Source organism: Hyalangium minutum, from assembly GCF_000737315.1.
In the GTDB taxonomy this organism is placed as follows: Bacteria; Myxococcota; Myxococcia; order Myxococcales; family Myxococcaceae; genus Hyalangium; species Hyalangium minutum.
Window position 1 is genome coordinate 117,646 of record NZ_JMCB01000002.1, and the last position, 16,023, is coordinate 133,668.

General features: G+C 70.1%; 11 protein-coding genes. 7 read left to right on the forward strand and 4 right to left on the reverse strand.

All coding sequences use genetic code 11. The features are described from left to right. Position 1: 1 nt before the first annotated feature. Positions 2-766: a hypothetical protein gene (locus tag DB31_RS04240; RefSeq protein ID WP_044182631.1), complete on the reverse strand. Its 765-nt coding sequence runs from the start codon at positions 764-766 to the stop codon at positions 2-4. A 144-nt stretch (positions 767-910) separates the two neighbouring features. Between DB31_RS04240 and DB31_RS46295 the strand changes: the two genes are divergently transcribed. Then, the gene (locus DB31_RS46295) at positions 911-1,531 is read left to right on the forward strand and encodes a hypothetical protein (RefSeq protein WP_075305888.1); all 621 of its coding nucleotides are present in this window, start codon (positions 911-913) and stop codon (positions 1,529-1,531) included. 1,756 nt (positions 1,532-3,287) lie between these two features. On the opposite strand, the gene DB31_RS04255 is transcribed toward DB31_RS46295, so the two are convergent. Together DB31_RS04255 and DB31_RS04260 are read right to left on the reverse strand one after the other, a co-directional pair. Beyond that, positions 3,288-3,668, reverse strand: a complete 381-nt coding sequence (locus tag DB31_RS04255; RefSeq protein WP_044182636.1) for a hypothetical protein — start codon at positions 3,666-3,668, stop codon at positions 3,288-3,290. Between the two features lie 34 nt (positions 3,669-3,702). Continuing rightward, entirely contained in the window at positions 3,703-5,466 is a 1,764-nt protein-coding gene (locus DB31_RS04260) for an ABC transporter ATP-binding protein (protein ID WP_044182639.1), read from the reverse strand. A 151-nt stretch (positions 5,467-5,617) separates the two neighbouring features. Here DB31_RS04260 and DB31_RS04265 point away from each other — a divergent pair, with 151 nt between their 5' ends. The 6 genes from DB31_RS04265 to DB31_RS04290 all read left to right on the forward strand — a co-directional run bounded on the left by DB31_RS04265 (position 5,618) and on the right by DB31_RS04290 (position 15,308). Continuing rightward, the gene (locus tag DB31_RS04265; RefSeq protein WP_044182642.1) at positions 5,618-6,064 is read left to right on the forward strand and encodes a hypothetical protein; all 447 of its coding nucleotides are present in this window, start codon (positions 5,618-5,620) and stop codon (positions 6,062-6,064) included. A 110-nt stretch (positions 6,065-6,174) separates the two neighbouring features. Then, positions 6,175-7,308 carry a molecular chaperone DnaJ gene (gene dnaJ, locus DB31_RS04270; protein ID WP_044182646.1) on the forward strand — a complete coding sequence of 378 codons (1,134 nt, stop codon included), beginning with the start codon at positions 6,175-6,177 and terminating at the stop codon, positions 7,306-7,308. Between the two features lie 23 nt (positions 7,309-7,331). Further along, positions 7,332-8,012 carry a hypothetical protein gene (locus tag DB31_RS04275; protein ID WP_044182649.1) on the forward strand — a complete coding sequence of 227 codons (681 nt, stop codon included), beginning with the start codon at positions 7,332-7,334 and terminating at the stop codon, positions 8,010-8,012. A gap of 217 nt (positions 8,013-8,229) precedes the next feature. Beyond that, a complete protein-coding gene (locus DB31_RS04280; RefSeq protein WP_044182652.1) occupies positions 8,230-11,364 on the forward strand; it encodes a protein kinase domain-containing protein in 3,135 nt (1,044 codons plus the stop codon). Positions 11,365-11,559: 195 nt separating this feature from the next. Beyond that, on the forward strand, positions 11,560-13,713 hold the full coding sequence (locus DB31_RS04285; protein ID WP_044182655.1) for a penicillin-binding protein activator: 2,154 nt from the start codon (positions 11,560-11,562) through the stop codon (positions 13,711-13,713). Then, positions 13,710-15,308, forward strand: a complete 1,599-nt coding sequence (locus tag DB31_RS04290; RefSeq protein WP_044182659.1) for a WD40 repeat domain-containing protein — start codon at positions 13,710-13,712, stop codon at positions 15,306-15,308. The genes DB31_RS04285 and DB31_RS04290 overlap by 4 nt, the downstream gene beginning before the upstream one ends. On the opposite strand, the gene DB31_RS04295 is transcribed toward DB31_RS04290, so the two are convergent. Next, positions 15,309-15,998 carry a ferredoxin reductase domain-containing protein gene (locus tag DB31_RS04295; RefSeq protein WP_044182662.1) on the reverse strand — a complete coding sequence of 230 codons (690 nt, stop codon included), beginning with the start codon at positions 15,996-15,998 and terminating at the stop codon, positions 15,309-15,311. Positions 15,999-16,023: the final 25 nt, after the last annotated feature.

Below are 16,023 nucleotides of genomic sequence, written 5' to 3' on the forward strand. Positions count from 1 at the left end.
GTCAACTTCCCTTCCGGGCGTGCCATAAGGCCGCCAGCCCGCGCCGCACATACGTGCGCACCCGCGCGAGCTCCTCGGCAGAGAGGGGGTGCTCCTCATCCTGCTCCGCCTCGAACAGCGCTTCTTCCGCATATGCGGCGAGGGCCTCGGGCACCGGCGGAGCCTCCGTGTCCTCCCTCTCCAGCGCCGCCGGATCCACACTGGCAAGTCCCGGCGGCCAGCCCAGCTCCATCATGGCGTGCAGTTCGAAGAGCAGGTGGCGGGCTACCGCATATCCTTCGTCCGCGAGCCCCGCCACGTCAAGAGCACCCAGCAGCGCATCCTGCCGGTTGTCGAAGGCGTGCTGCCTCCGCGTGCGCTCCTTCGGGTCGTCTTCCAGGTAACGCCAGGCGGCCTCCACGAATTCGCTCCCTGGCTCTCCCGGGGCAAAAGGGGGCGGCCGCACGGGCTTCACCTTCTTGGGCCGAGGCGGCTGAGGCCCCTGCTCCAGCGGGATGGGCTGGCCCTCCTCCACCAGGTCCCAGAGCCCCAGCAGGTTCTGGAAGAGCCGCTGCGCCACCTCGGGCGAGGGGAAGTGGGGCTCTCCCTCGAAGAGGGTGGGGATGACGGCGTCATGCCGCTGCCCCTCGGCCTTGGCCGAGCGCATCCGTGTGAGCACCTCATAGGTGTCACACGTGCTGCCGGCCAGCTCCAGCAGCCCATCCAGCGTCTGTGCGTCCTCGAAGTGGTGGACGAAGTCGGTGCCTCTTCCCCGTGAGCGGCTCATGCGGCACGAACGCTAGCCCTGGGAGCGGGCGGACGCACGGGGCGCGTGAAGCGCTCCCCACCCGTTCAAGGCCAACCTCCCGGAGTGAACATTAAGGATGCCAGCCGCCAATGTCGCTGGCGCCCTGCTAGGCTCCCGCCCGGGATGACCCACCCGTCACCAGAGAAGCTGAAGGCCGCAGTGCAGGCGCTTTACCAGGTCCGGGCCGTGGAAGGGCCTCCCGGCGACCATGGCCATCGCTCTGTCTGGCACATGTCCCCCCAGGGAGCGGAGTTGCTCTCGCTCGTCGATAGGGAGGGCCGTGTGCAGCGCCAGGAGCTGACGCTGCTCGAGGACCACTACGCGTGGAGCCAGGGCGAAGGTCTGCGCACGGGCCGGGTCGAGCTGGAGAGGGTCGGTGGCTCGAAGGTGAACCCCGCCGCGGCCATCGTGCACACGGACCCGGAGCTGGTTCCCGTCCGGCTGATACGCGCGGCGGCGGCGCTGGAGACCTACGAGGGAGAGGACCGCTACCTCCTCCACATCAAGCGCGTGCTGGCACTCGCGCGCGAGGGGCTCGAGCTGCAGGAGTCCCCCCTCGTCACCGAATTGGTTTCGGCGTCAACCGCGCCTTTGAGCCCCGCTGCCCTTCCTCAGAAGAGCGAGCCGGACGCAGGTGCGGCGCCCCACGCCCCCGCAGGGGGCAGGTTCGAGGGCATGGCGATGGTGCTCGTGTTCGCCGTGGGCCTCATGGTGGCCATCGCGCTGCTCGGCTGGCTTCTCTGAGTGGCCGTGACGGGCTCGGGCGGACGGGCAGGGGCCTGCTCCGGGAGCCGCGCCTCATTCGCCGTGCGCTGGAAGCGCTTGGGCGCCAGCGGGCCGGGGGAGCGAGGGAGCCACAGGGTGCTCGTGCCGCCATTCATGGGCTGGGCCGTGCGCGAGGCCGGATCGAGCACCACCACGGGTGACGCTCCGGCAAGCCCGAGCACCTCGGCCGCGGCGCCGAGCTCCTTCAAGGAGATGTCCTCCGGCAGCTCCAGCCCGACGAACGTTCCTGCGAGCACATGCGGCACCTCCGCCAGGGATGCGCTCAGAGAGAGGGAAAGCGTCTCGCCGCCCTGCACGGGAGAGAGCAGGAGTTGCTCCCCCTCTCCGAACCGGGCCTGCCAGGAGAGGGTGACGGGCTTGGACAGGGCTGCGGGCAGCAGCAACTGAAGCGTGCCCTCCTGCGCCGCGAGCAGGGAGAGCAGGGGCACTTGAGTCTTGAGCTTCGCCAGCGTCGCGAGGTTGGCCGATTGCGGATGCTGGCCCACCAGCTCCACGGAGCGCGCACCGGCAAGGGCGCTCGCTTCGACGAGGCGGCGCAGGCTGGCGCCGGGAGTGCGGGCATCCGCCAGCACGGGCAACACGGGCTCGGGCACGACGCCGCTGGGACGCGTGGATTGCGGAAGCGTGGAGTGCAGCGAGCCCATGAGCGACTCCGCCAGCGCCTTGCCCGGGCTGCTCCAGCCGAGGCGGGCGCTGCCCACGGGCGTCAGGCCCTCCGCGGTGACGAGGGCCGCGAATGGGTGCGGCATGGCGGCCTCGGAGGTGCGGAGTGGCTCGAAGCCTCGGGGCAGGGAAGGAGCGCCGACGCCCGCCGCGCGCGCACCTTGCTCGGCGAGGCGCAGGGGGTGGGCATCCAGGAAGAGCAGCGCGGTGACCGCAGCCGCCAGGAAGACACTGCCCATCCACCCTCGGGCCATGCGCGAGTAGCGGCGCGTCTGCCACACGAGGAGCACCACGGCCAGGATGATCAGCAGCGCCAGGCAGGCCTGACGTAAGGGCCGCAGGCGCATCACATCGTCCGCAGCCTGGCTCAGCAGGCGGGTGCGATCAGCGATCGGCGTCTGGGGCAGCCCCGTGAGGAGCTCGAAGAGCCGGTGGGCCTCCAGTGCTCCCAGCAAGGCGATGGTGGCCAGCGTGAGGGCCACGACGACTCCGAGCACGAGGCTCGGGGTGGAGCCCTGCGGGCTGGAGCGGAACGGCAGCTCGGCGGAGGCTCCGGCCATTGCCAACCCCAGCCCCAACCCGAGCAGCAGCGCCGCGCTCATCCAGGCCCCCAGCATGCGCGCGGCCATGGCCTCTCCCACGCCCAGCGCCAGCGCATTGCGCGCATCCGGAATCTCCAGCCCGGCCAGCGCCGCCACCACCCGGCCGACGATGACTTCGGTGCCCAGCAGCCCCACGGTCCAGGGCAGCGTGGCCATGCCCAGCATGACGGCCAGCGGAACCACCCGCCCGATGCCGATATGGCAGACCATCAAGGTCAGGAACACCAGCTCCACCAGCCCCGACAGGAGGACCAGGGAGGAAAAGGACCCCGCGGCACCCGTGATTCGAGACAGCTCATCGGATCCTCCTGCCCAGCTCACCAGCAGCCAGGAGACAAAGAGAACAGACATGGGCGCGGTCGCAGCCGCGACTACACCCGGAGCCACATGGGGTCTGGCTGTAACAAGCATTCCCCGCGAAACTAGGTACGCAGGGTATTCGTGGGAACTCAGGCTGGCGGGCGACCCACCAGCCAATACACAACGGTGAACAGGAGCCCGACAATCGGGGCCACGAGCGCCCCGAGGATGATGAGTCCTGTGCAGTTGCCCGGCTCGCAGCCAATCTGGGTGCGCGCGCAGAATGCAAAGATGAACACTGGCACGTGGTAGCCGAGGATGAACAATCCGAGCCCACGCACCACGAGCCCTCGGTACCAGGTGCGGGTGAGCAGCCGGAAGACAATCGGGAGCAGGAAGAGGGTGGCCGTGGCGGCCCCGGCGATGGCCAGCTGACGCGCTGCGGCGGCCCAGCACCCCACCGCCGCCAATCCCAGGGCGGGCACCAGCAGCAGCGTGTTGAGGTTGAGCGGGGCCGGCTCGCGCGACATCACCGGGGGACGCTCGCAAAGCGGGGAGAGGGGATCAAGCGGCGACTGCCCCTTCTCCCAGGAGCTGTGCATAGCGGCCCTGGCGCGCCACCAGCTCCGCGTGTGTGCCGGACTCCACCACCCGGCCCGCGTCCAGCACGACGATGAGGTCCGCGTCCCGCACCGTGGAGAGCCGGTGCGCGATGACGAGCACCGTGCGGCCCTTCATCAGCTCCGCCAGTCCCGCCCCTACCGCGGCCTCGCTGGCCGCGTCCAGGGCGCTCGTGGGCTCGTCCAGCAGCAGCAGCGACGGCCGGCGCAGGAACGCCCGGGCCAGGGCCAGCCGCTGCCGCTGTCCGCCCGAGAGCCGGGAGCCGCGCTCACCCACGGGCTCGTCCAGTCCTCCCGGCAGCGCCCGCACGAAGTCCTCCGCATGGGCCAGGGCCAGCGCCTCCCAGATGTCCGCGTCGGTGGCCTCGGGCCGCCCCAGCAACAGGTTGTGGCGCACCGTGCCGGAGAAGAGGACGGGCTCCTGTGGCACCCAGGCCATCTGCGCCCGGACGCTCGAGGGCTTCAGCTCCGTCATGGGCACGCCATCCCAGCGCACCGTCCCGCCGCTTGTGGGCAGGAAGCCAAGCAGTACTGAAAACAGCGTCGTCTTTCCCGCGCCCGAGGCTCCCACCAGCGCCACCCGCGCGCCCGCGGGCACCGTGAGGCTCACCCCGCGCATGCCCTCGCGGCCGTCCAGGTACGTGGCGCGCACGTCCTCCAACACCAGCGCCTGCTTCAGCGGCTCCGCCGTGCGGCCCTCGTCCGGAGGCGAGGGCTCGTCCGCGATGGCGAAGAGGCGCTCGGCCGCCACCAGGCCCGTGAGCACCTGCGAGAGCGTGCCGCTCAGGGACTTCACCGGCTGGTAGAGCAGCAGCGCCGCCGCGATGAACGAGAGCAGCCGCCCCGCCAGCGCGGGCTCCGCCGCCACCGCCCGAGCGCCCCACATCACCACCAGTGCCACGCCGAAGATGCCCAGCATCTCCACCGTGGGGCTGAAGGCCCCGCGCAGGAACAGCGAGCGGCGCATCTCTCCCAGGTAGCGCTCGGCCTCCGCATCGAACGTCACCAGCGCCCGAGGCACTCCACCGTACGCCTGCACCACCGGCAGGTTCTGCAACTGCTCGGAGGTGAGCGAGGTGAGCGCCCCGAGGCTCGTCTGCGAGCGCGTGGCCACCTTCTTCAACGAGCGCGCGAACCGCGTCACCGGCACCACGGTGGCGGGCATCACCACGAAGGTCAGCAAGGACAGCTTCGCGTCGATCATCGCGCAGGTGACGAGCAGCGCGAAAATCTGCATCCCATCCTTCACATAGGAGGACAGCGCCTGCGTCACCGCGAACTCCACCAGGGGGATGTCTGCGGTGAAGCGCGAGAGCAGCTCGCCCGAGTGCCGCCGCTCGAAGAAGGCGGGAGGCTGGTTCAGCAGCCGCGAGTAGAAGAAGCCGCGCAGGTCCGCCATCACCCGCTGCCCCAGCCGCTGCATCCACCCGCCCTGGAGGAACTGGGCCGTGGCCTTCACCGCTGCCACCGCCACCACCAGCCAGGGCAGCCGGCGCAGCATCTCGTTCGGAGGCAGTTGCAGGCCGGCCAGCGCAATGGACTCGCCGGTGAGCACCGCGCGCAGCAGCGGGCCCACCAACCACGCGTACGCCGAGGTGGCGGCCGCGGCCAGCAGCGACGCCCCCAGGCCCGCCACGAGCAGGCGCCGGTACGGCCGCAAATAGCTCAACAGTCGACGGTAGATGAACGGCGAGGGACGGGGCGCCAAAGCGGCGCGGACTCTCTCACCCCAAGTGCCCAGGTCCAAGGCGCTTCACAGCAGCGGGCTCGCTTCCCTGGCTACTGCTCAGCCCACCTGCCACCGCACGCTGGCCCGTTCGTTGCTGTGGGCGGGTGTGGCCAACAGCTTTCGGAAAGCCATGGACATCAACGATACGAACCAAAAAGAGGCGCTGTTCAGTCCCGGCTGTGAGCCGGTTGTCGAGGACGAGGAGCGGCGGCGGCTCCTCTGGCTCATGGCCGAGTACTTCAGGACGATCGGCTATACGGACATCAAAGCGCGGCTCCCGGGCTTCATGCCGCCTCCCATTCTTTCGGGAACCATCGAGGACCACCGTCCCGATTTTACATGCCGGCAGACTGACTCGGCCCGCACGCCCATCATCCTCGAGGTCGTCACGCCAGAGATGGTGGAGGATCCAACCGCCGAGAACCGGTGGAGCCTGCTGGCCAGCGCCGCCAAGCTCTACAACGCCGAGCTCCACTTCGTGGTCCCCAAGTGGTCGCCTATAGGGCCCGTGGACGCCGCACTCAAGCGCCGGCTGGCTCGCATGGAGCTCCTCGTCAATCGCGTCTGGCTGGTCTGACGGCCTGGAACGTCGCGCATCCCCCTGGATTGCTGGCTCGAAACCCTGCGTTATAGTGGATCAGTTTCTACGCAGGCTTAAAAGGCCAGTAAATCCAGGGGTTTGACGCGATGGCAGCGGCGGCGGGACAGAAGCGCGACTACTACGAGATTCTCGGCGTCCAGAAGAACGTCAATCCGCAGGAGCTGAAGAGCGCCTTCCGGAAGGTGGCCCTCCAGTACCACCCGGACCGCAACCCGGGGGACCAGGCGGCCGAGGAGAAGTTCAAGGAGGCGTCTGAAGCCTACGAAGTGCTGAGCGATCCGGAGCGCCGGGCCCGGTATGACCGGTTTGGCCACGCCGGAGCGGGCGGTGCCGGCTTCGAGGGCTTTGGCGGCTTCCAGGGCGTCAACATCAACGACATCTTCGGGGACATCTTCGGCGAGATCTTCGGCGGCGGTGGTGGCCGAGGGCGGGGCCGGGGCGGTGTCGGCCGGGGTGCGGACCTCCGTTACAACCTGGAGATCTCCTTCGAGGAGGCGGCGTTCGGCTGCCGTCCCAAGGTTCCGATTCCGCGTCCCAAGAAGTGCGAGGTGTGCAGCGGCTCGGGGAGCAAGAGCGGCGCGCCGCCCAAGCAGTGCGCCACGTGCGGCGGCGTGGGCGAGGTGCGCTTCACGCAGGGCTTCTTCGCCGTGTCTCGCGCGTGCCACGACTGCAACGGCACGGGCGCGGTGATTCCGGATCCGTGCTCGAAGTGCAAGGGCTCGGGCAAGGTGCCCTCGGAAGAGGTGCTCGAGGTGAACATCCCCGGTGGCGTGGACAACGGCACCCGGGTGCGCCTGACGGGCATGGGCGAGCCGGGCGAGCGCGGCGGTCCTCCGGGAGACCTCTACGTCACGGTGATCGTCCGCGAGCACCCGCTGTTCCAGCGCGAGGACAACGAGGTGTTCTGCGAGGTGCCCATCTCCTTCACGCAGGCGGCGCTGGGCGCGAAGATCGACGTGCCCACGCTGGACGGGAAGGTGAAGATGACCATCCCCGCGGGCACCCAGTCCGGCAAGGTGTTCCGGCTCAAGGGCAAGGGCATTCCGCACCTGCACAGCCAGCAGCGCGGTGATCAGCACGTGCGCGTCATGATCGAGACGCCCACGGACTTGTCCGCCAAGCAGCGCGAGCTGCTGGAGAAGTTCGCGGAGCTGTCGGGCGAGGAGTCCCACCCGCAGTCCAAGAGCTTCTTCGCCAAGGTGAAGGAGCTGTTCGGCTAGGTCCGCTGCGCTAGGCTTCGGGCATGATCCGCGTGTGCCTCGTGTCCGTGCTGCTGTTGAGTGCGCTGAGCCCGCTGCCGGGGCTCGCGCAGATCTCGCCGCCGCCTCTCGTGGCCGCGCCCCCCGGGCAGCTCCTCCCCTCCGAGGAGGGGAGCGACGAGAAGCCCCCAGGAGAGCTCATCCCGCGCTCCCCCGAGACGCTGAACGGCTCGGAGGGCAGAGCGGGGCGTGTCGTGCTCGAGTCCCTGGGAGGCGTTCTGCTCGGAGCCATAGGAGGAGTGCCTGCCTTCGGCCTGTCCCTGCTGTTCACCTTTGACTGTGACGGCTGCCACAACACCAACGGGGAGGCGACGATCCTGGCATTGGCCGGCGTCGCGGGCTTCCTCGGCGGAACGGCGCTCGGGGTGAAGCTGGGCGGGGCGCTCATGGGAGGCGAGGGCCGCTACCTGCCGACACTCGCTGGGGCGGGTCTGGGGACCCTGGCCGGCGTCCTCGTCGCGCTGCCCACGGGGTTGCTCGTTCATGAGCTGCTGGCCGTTGTTCCGTTGATCGCGGGCCCCTTCGTCGGAGCCATCATCGGCTACGAGCTGTCGCACTCGAACGAGCTCGAGCGCAAGGCGGCGGGCACCGGTGTGAAGGTGCTCCCGGCTGTGAGCCTGCGTCCCTCGGGCGGAGTGGTGGCAGGGCTGATGGGTTCGTTCTGAGTCCTGGCTGACTGCGCGCCCGGTGATTACCTCGGTGTAGCCGTGCCTACCTCGGCGGTGGGCGTGTGCCTGCTCAGCCCTCGACGGTTCGGGAGAACGCGCCTCACGCGAGTGCTTGGGAGTCGACGTTCGCCCGTCCGGGGGCGGGCGGGCACTCACCATCCCGGAAAGTCATGCGCATCTGGGCGGCCACACCACCCGGTCGGGGGGAGTTCACGTGGCCACGTACCGACTCGTCCGCAAGCTGGCCGCGGGCGGCATGGCGGAAGTCTTCTTCGCGAAGGTGCTCGGAGCCGAGGGCTTCGAGAAGCCCGTTGCGGTCAAGCGCGTCTTGCCGTCGCTGTCGCAGAACCAGGAGTTCACCGAGCTGTTCCTTCGCGAGGCCAAGCTCACCGTCTCCCTGCAGCACGCCAACGTCGTCCAGGTGTTTGATCTCGGCTGTGCCCGCGGCCAGCACTACATGGTGATGGAGTTCGTGGACGGAGAGAACCTCCGCACGCTCCAGCGCGCCGCCGCCAACCAGCAGGTTCCCCTGGGCCTGCGCGAGGTGTGCTTCATCGTCCAGCAGGTCGCCGAGGGCCTGGCCTACGCCCACGAGAAGCTCGACGCTTCCGGACGTCCGCTCAACATCATCCACCGCGACATCAACCCGTCCAACGTCATGGTGTCCTCGGCCGGCGAGGTGAAGCTCGCCGACTTTGGCATCGCCAAGGCCGCCAACGTTCAGAACGGCACCGAGGTGGGCGTGGTGAAGGGGAAGATGGGCTACCTCGCCCCCGAGCAGGTGCGCGGCGCTGCAGTGGATCAGCGCGCGGACCTCTTTCTCCTGGGGCTGCTCTTGTATGAGCTGCTCTCCGGCCAGCAGCTCTTCTGCGGCCCGGACTACTTCCAGATCCTCCGCGACATCTCGTCCTTTGATGTGAAGACGGTGGTGCCGGTGCCCGGTGTGCCCGCGCCGCTGTGGAGCATCGTGACTCGGGCGCTGGCGCCGGATCCGGTGGCCCGCTTCCAGCGCGCTCGGGACTTGTCGGACGCGCTGCAGAACTTCCTCTTTGATCACCGCCTGCGCGTGGGCCCCCAGGATGTGGCCAAGCTCTTCGCGCGCATCTTCCCTGGGCGGCGCTCGCCGCTGGACACAGGAGTTCCGGGCACGGCGGAGACCCGTGGCGAGGAGATTCGCCTCGGTGAGCAAGGCGCCTCTCCTCCGGGAGGGACGCGCGGCGTGGCTGTCCGCACCGCGACGTCGCAGGAGCCCGCTCAGGGCGCGCCTTCGAGGGCGACGCCTGTGCCCTTGCCCCAGACGCAGATCGCGGCTCCCGGGGGCGCCGTGCCGAAGACCGTCGCCATTCGCACCCACTCGCGCTCGGATCTGCAGCGCCCGGCCACGCCGCCGCCGCTGCCGCAGGGGACGGCGGGAAACCCCGAGCCGGGCCGACGCCTCACGCCGGTCCCGCTGCCTCAGCCGCCAAACCCGGACTCCTCGCGGCGGATTCCACTGCCACCGCGCTCCGCGTCGGCTCAGGTGCTGCAGCTCGCCGCCCAGCGCCCCCGTCCGGCGGTGCGCCGCCCCCTGGGAGAGCTGTTGCTCGCCGCCGGGAAGCTGACAGAGGCGCAGCTCAAGAACATCCTCGACCGGCAGCGGCGCGAGGGTGGGAAGCTGGGTGAGCGCCTCGTGTCCGAGGGGCTCGTCACGGACGAGGAGTTGGTGGCCGTTGTTGGCGAGCAGTTGGGCATTCCGTTCATCTCGGAGGCGCAGCTCCGAGCGCTGCCCGTGCCCACGCTGCTGCTGCCGCTGCTGCCGGTGGAGCACGCCGAGCGCTTCGAGGCCGTTCCCCTCACGCTTCAGGGCAAGGAGCTCTTCTGCGCCATGCGCGAGCCTCAGAACCTGGAGCGCCTGGACGAGCTCCAGTTCCGCACCGGGTACGCCGTGCGCGGGCTGCTCGCCAGCGAGGGCGCCATCCGCCGCACCATCAACCGCTTCTATCGCGGGGACGATTCGGCTGCCCCCGACTGGGCCAGCATGATGAAGGTGAGCGCCTCGGAGCCGCAGCCGGGTGCCTCCCCTGGGTCCCTGCCCGAGGAGACCGCCCTCCAGCCTGTGGAGCCGCCGCCGCCCGCTCCAGCGCCGGAGCCGGTGTCACCTCCTGTGCCTCCCGCTCCCGCGCCGCAGCCGTCGCGCACGCCGCCGCGCTCGCTGGCGCGCACTCTGCTGGTGGTCGCGGATGATCCAGAGCAGCGGGACGCGGCCGTGCAGCTCCTCTCGAGGCAGGGCGTGGCGGCGGCCGGCAGCTCCAGTGCCGAGGCCGAGCGCGCGGTGGCCCTCGGTGGTATCGAGGTGGCCCTGGTCGCAAGCGACACCCTCGCGGATGCATCGGGGGTGGTGGCCCGGCTGATGGCGGCGGCGCCCACCATGGAGGTGCGCGTCCTGCCCTCGCTGGCGGAGGCACTCGCCGGTGAGGCGGGCCCGCTGGGACGCGCGGCGCGGCTGCACGCACGGGTGCTGGATGCAGCCCTGGCGGCTCTCGGAGGCGCGGGGGTGCAGGGGGCGGCGCTGGCGAGGTTGGCCCGGCGCGTGGCGCTTCGGCTCGGGGCCGGCAGAGCGGAGGCGGAGCGGGCCTCGGCCGCCGCGTACGCCATGGCCTGTGCGGCGCGCCTCGAGGGCAAGGAGATCTACGCGAAGCCCGGCTGCGAGGCCGTGCGCGCGCTGCTGGGCAGGGACGCGGGTGAGCTGGCCTCGGTGCTCGGTGCCCCCTCTGAAGGAACGCCCGCAGCCCAGCCGAGCCGCGCGGCTCTGGCGCTCAACGCGGCCACGGCACTGATGGAGGCGGTGGGGACGGACGCTCCGAAGCCGGAGGATGCGTCGCGTGCGCTCGTCCGGCTGCGCGAGGAGGGCCGCGTCCCCGCCATCGCCTTGGAGGCCCTGGCCGCCGAGGTGGCCGAGCTGGTGCTGGGAGATGCCGCCTCTCCCACGATTGTGTTGGCCGAGCCGGATCCCGCGCGCTCCGCCACGCTCCAGGCGCGCTTCCTGGCCGAGGGCGTGCGCGTGATGCTCGCGGACTCGGTGGCCCGCGCCCGGGAGCTGCTGGCGGGAGGCGCCCGCGTCCTGGTGATGGCCGCTCGCCTGCCGGACGGGGATGGGGCCTCGCTGACGCGGGAGCTGCGCGTGGCCACGCCCACCGCCGAGGTGCCCATCTTCATCCTCGCCTCTCCAGAGGATCCGGGGATGGTGGAGGCAGGGCTCGATGCCGGGGCGGATGACGTGCTCACCTACCCGGTGAACCCGGACGTGCTGGCGGCGAAGGTGCGCCGGGCGCTCCAGCCGCGCCGTCCCGTGGTGGCGGCGGCGAGCTGAGTGGCCGAGCAGCCTCGCCCACACACACCCGCGATGCCCACGAGCCACGCGCGTGGCTGGAGACCCACGGCGTTGCGGGGCCAACCCCTCGAAGTGTCAGGCAGTGGAGGAGGGCATGGGCACTGCAGGCGCCCAGACGTCTTCCCCGGAATCTTCCCGGCGCTCGATTGTCGACGGAGGCGCACCCACACTGCTATGCACCCCCCCACCATGGAAGTCCTCTCCCTTTCTTCGCGCCGAGCCCTGGGGCTGGGGCTGGCGCTGCTCCTCACCGCCTGTCCGAAGACGACGACCCCCGTTCGAGGAGGTGCTGGAGGGACCGGCGAAGGTTCTCAGCAGACCCTCCCGACGAAGCCTCAGGTCGAGGCGAAGAAGGACGCCACGGCGGACGCGGCGCTGGCCCAGGCCGTGGAGACTGCGGCGCGCACGCCGGACAAGCTGCAGGCGGCCGAGGTGTTGCTCACAGTGCGCAAGACGTACCCGGGCACCACTGCCAGCCAGGAGGCGCTCTACCGCGCCGGTGTCCTCTACTTCGAGTCCGAGAACTACGCCGAGGCCCGGAAGACCTTCAACGAGCTGCTCTTCGAGAACCCGCTCTACCCGCAGGCGGAGGACGCCAAGTACAAGCTGGCCCTGTCCGCGCTGGAGGTGGGCGCGTACCGGGATGCGTACCAGACGCTCTCCAGCCTCGCCGAGCGGGCCGAGGGCGCCCAGCGCGAGAAGCTCCTCCAGGAGGCTGCTCGGGCCGCGGAGGGCGCGGGGCTGTTTGGCGTGGCGCTCGACAACGCGGTGAAGGCGGCCGAGGACGCGAAGACGCCCCAGGAGCAGGCCGCCGCGGTGCAGCGGGTGGAGCAGCTGGTGGAGGGCCGCGCGTCCTTCGTGGATGTGGCCCGCGTGGTGGAGGGCATGTCGCCCCGGCACCCGGCGTGGCCCGTGCTGACCTTCAAGCTGGCGCGCATCTACTACCACCTGCGCGACTGGACGCGGCTCGAGGAGACGCTGAACCGCTTCCTGCAGGAGGCCCCCAGCTCCCCGTTCGCCGGACAGGCCCGCGAGCTGCTGAGCCGCGCCACCCGCCGCGTGGAGGTGCGTCCCAAGACGGTGGGCGTGCTGCTGCCGATGACGGGCCGCTACAAGCCCATCGGTGAGGCGGTGCTGCGCGGTGTGCAGCTGGGGCTGGCGGGCAGTGACATCGAGCTCATCGTCAAGGACACCCAGGGCGAGGTGATGCTGGCGGGGCAGGCGGTGGAGCAGCTGGCGTTCGACGAGGGCGCCATCGCCGTGCTCGGGCCGCTGCTGCCGGATGACTCGCGCCGCGCGGCGCTGGTGGCCGAGGAGCTCCAGATTCCCCTGCTGACGATGACGCGCGCCGAGGGAATCACGGAGATTGGCCCGCACGTGTTCCGCAACATGCTGACGAACTCGGCGCAGGCGCAGGCCATCGCGGACTACGCCATGCGCGTGCGCGGCTTCAAGCGCTTCGCGGTGCTCTACCCGAACATCCCGTACGGCGTGGAGATGGCCAACGGCTTCTGGGACGAGGTGGTGGAGAAGGGCGGCACGGTGCGCGGCGCGGAGAGCTACGCGCACGACCAGACGACCTTCACGGACGAGGCCAAGAAGCTGGTGGGCCGCTACTACCTGGAGGACCGCGCCGACTACCTGGAGGGCATGCGCGACATCCAGGGCGAGAGCCTGGATGCGTTCCGCAAGCGCAAGGCGGTGGAGAAGCTCAAGGGTGGCCTGGAGCCGGTGGTGGACTTCGAGGCCATCTTCATCCCGGACGACTGGAAGCGCGTGAGCCTGGTGGGCCCGGCGCTCGCGGTGGAGGACATCATCACCAACGCGTGCGACCCGAGGGACTTGGAGCGCATCCGCAAGACGACGGGGAAGAAGGACCTGAAGACGGTGACGCTGCTGGGCACCAATACGTGGAGCAGCCCGAAGGGCCGCTCGGGGCTGCCGGAGCTCATCGAGCGCGGCGGCAAGTTCGTCACCTGCTCGGTGTACGTGGACGGCTTCTTCATCGACTCGCAGCGCCCGGCCACGCGCAAGTTCGTCCAGGCCTTCCGCGAGGCCTACAAGGACGTGGACAAGGATCCGGGGCTGCTGGAGGCCATTGGGTATGACTCGGCGCTGATGCTGCGGCAGCTCATCGACAAGCAGCGCCCGCGCACGCGCAGCGACATGCGCGAGGCGCTCCTGAACCTGAAGAACTTCGAGGGCGCCACGGGCCGCACCTCGTTCAGCGACAAGCGCGAGGCGGTCAAGCCGCTCTTCATGCTGTCCGTGGACAACCGGGGCGTGAAGGAGCTCCCGCCGGAGGCTGCTGGAGGCTCGGGCTCATGAGGTACAGCGCGCGGCTGCTGCTCGCGGGGTGGGTGGTGCTCGGGGTGGGCTGTGCCCACAAGCTGCCGGGGCTCACTCCCGAGGTGTTCTCCGGTCTGCGCGAGCAGCCCGGGAACTACGTGGCGGGAAAGACGGTGGGGCTGTCGGATGGGCCGCTGCTCAACAACAAGGACTTCGTCTACACCATCGGCTTCTCGCCGGACAGCTCGCGCGTGGCGTACACGCACCTGGGGCCGAAGTTCTATGAGCTCGCGCTGTGGACGCTGGTCCCAGAGCCCAAGCTCGTGGCTGACAAGACCGTCAACCCCTACGAGTTCGACATCGAGGCCGTGAGCTTCTCTCCGGACGGCGGGCTGGTGGCCACGGCCGGGCGGGACGGCGCGGTGCGCCTCTTCGATGCCTCCACCAATGAACCCAAGGGACGGGTGCTGGCCGAGGAGCCCCTCACCGCCATGACCTTCCACCCGAGCGGCCGCTATGTGGTGGTGGGCAGCGCGAAGGGACTCATCTCCGTCTTCAGCGTGCCTCAGCTGGCCTTCGTCTATGAAGTCCGGGCCCACATGGGGCCGGTGAGCGCGCTGGCCTTCACGGCCGAGGGCGCGCTGTACAGCGGCAGCTGGGACAAGCACGTGCGCGCCTGGGAGTCTCGGGAGGAGGTGCTGCGCACGGATCAGGCCCGCGTCATCTTCGACAGGCGCGGCGGCTTCAGCGTGGTGCGCGGAGGCGTCAACGGCAAGGCGCAGGCCTCCTTCGCGCTGGACACGCGCGCCCCCGCCATCATCCTCAACACCGAGACGGCCACCCAGGCCGGCATCGACGTGGCCTTCCTGAAGGACACACTCACGGTGCCCACGCCCCTGGGCAACACCGTGGCGAAGCTGGCGCGCGGCCAGTCCCTGCGCTTCAAGTCCCTGCCCGTGGAGAACGTGGACATCGCCATCTGCGACGTGTGCGTGCCCACGGGCGCTCAGGGCGTGCTGGGGACGCCCTTCCTCGAGCGCTTCGACGTCAGCTTCGATGAGTCCACCCATGAGGCGATCCTCACCTCGAAGGCGGGCGCCGTGCCGGGTGCGGAGGCGCAGGGCCTGGCGCTGAACCCGAAGAGCGACTTCGTCTTCGAGGGCCACGTCAACGACGTCACCGTGGATGCCAAGGGCCAGCGGCTGGGCGTGGCGTTCTCGGAGGAGAAGGCGGAGCGCTCGCGCACCGTCTACGAGCGCGAGAAGAACAAGGTCGTCGAGCCCCAGGCCCCCTTCAATGCGGGCGCGCTGGTGGACGCCGCCACGGGCCAGGTTCTCCAGAAGTGGCCCATCCACCACGGCGTGGTGTCCACGGCCAGCATCTCTCCGGATGGGCGCTCACTGGCCTCGGGCGGCTGGGACAAGCGCCTGCTGCTGTTCACCGAGGGCAATGCCCAACCCCTGGATGAGCGTGAGTTCGGCTGGTCCGTGCGCCGGGTGCGCTTCAGCCCGGATGGGCGCTGGGTCGCCGTTGCCGCGTGGACGCCGCAGAACCCCATCGGAGACCAGGAGAGTGATCCGGCCGCGGCGCTCTTCGAGGTGGCCTACGAGCAGCCCTCGGTGGAGCGGCGCTGACTAGAAGTTCTGGGAGATGGCGTGCGCGGGCAGCCCTCGGGCCAGCAGCGCCGAGATGACGCCCTGCACCATCTCCTTCTGGCCGCACACGAAGGCCCGGGTGCCCAGCGCGAGGGGCTCCTCCTTCAGGTGCGCCTGCACGTAGCCCGTGAGGCCCTGCCAGCCGCTGGCACCGGGCTGGCTCACCGTGGGCACCACGTGGATGTCGGCCTGCTCCCAGGTCTTGAAGTCTCGCGCGTACGCGAACGCTCCGGGCGTGCGCGCGCCGAAGTACAGCGTCACCTTCCCGTAGGCCTCCCGCTCCTGGCGGATGCTCTCGATGACGGAGCGGATGGGCGAGATGCCCGAGCCGGTCGCGAACAGGAGCACATCCCTCTCCCGCGCCTGCTCCAGCGGGAAGCCGGGGCCCTCGGGACGGCTCACGTCCACCTGCTTGCCCAGGCCCAGGTGGACCAGCGCGTCCGTGAGGGGGCTGGTGGCCTTGACCAGCAAATCCCATTGCTCGGCCCCCGGCGGCGAGGCGAGGGCGAACAGGCCTTCCGTGGCGCCGGGCAGACGCAGATGGACATACTGTCCCGGCCTCTGGTGTGCCCCTCGCAGAGGAGTGCCCGAGAGGTCGAGCGTCAGATCGGTCAGCCCATCCGCCGCCGGCGAACAGGCCACCAGGGTGGCCGGGAACCATTCGGTCATGTCTCTCCCGTTTTAACCCGCGAGC

Coding starts and splice junctions, on each gene's coding strand:
- DB31_RS04285 (WP_044182655.1), top strand. CDS start 11,560: ATGCACCCCCCCACCATGGAAGTCCTCTCCCTTTCTTCGCGCCGAGCC.
- DB31_RS04265 (WP_044182642.1), top strand. CDS start 5,618: ATGGACATCAACGATACGAACCAAAAAGAGGCGCTGTTCAGTCCCGGC.
- DB31_RS04295 (WP_044182662.1), bottom strand. CDS start 15,998: ATGACCGAATGGTTCCCGGCCACCCTGGTGGCCTGTTCGCCGGCGGCG.
- DB31_RS46295 (WP_075305888.1), top strand. CDS start 911: ATGACCCACCCGTCACCAGAGAAGCTGAAGGCCGCAGTGCAGGCGCTT.
- DB31_RS04290 (WP_044182659.1), top strand. CDS start 13,710: ATGAGGTACAGCGCGCGGCTGCTGCTCGCGGGGTGGGTGGTGCTCGGG.
- dnaJ (WP_044182646.1), top strand. CDS start 6,175: ATGGCAGCGGCGGCGGGACAGAAGCGCGACTACTACGAGATTCTCGGC.
- DB31_RS04275 (WP_044182649.1), top strand. CDS start 7,332: ATGATCCGCGTGTGCCTCGTGTCCGTGCTGCTGTTGAGTGCGCTGAGC.
- DB31_RS04255 (WP_044182636.1), bottom strand. CDS start 3,668: ATGTCGCGCGAGCCGGCCCCGCTCAACCTCAACACGCTGCTGCTGGTG.
- DB31_RS04240 (WP_044182631.1), bottom strand. CDS start 766: ATGAGCCGCTCACGGGGAAGAGGCACCGACTTCGTCCACCACTTCGAG.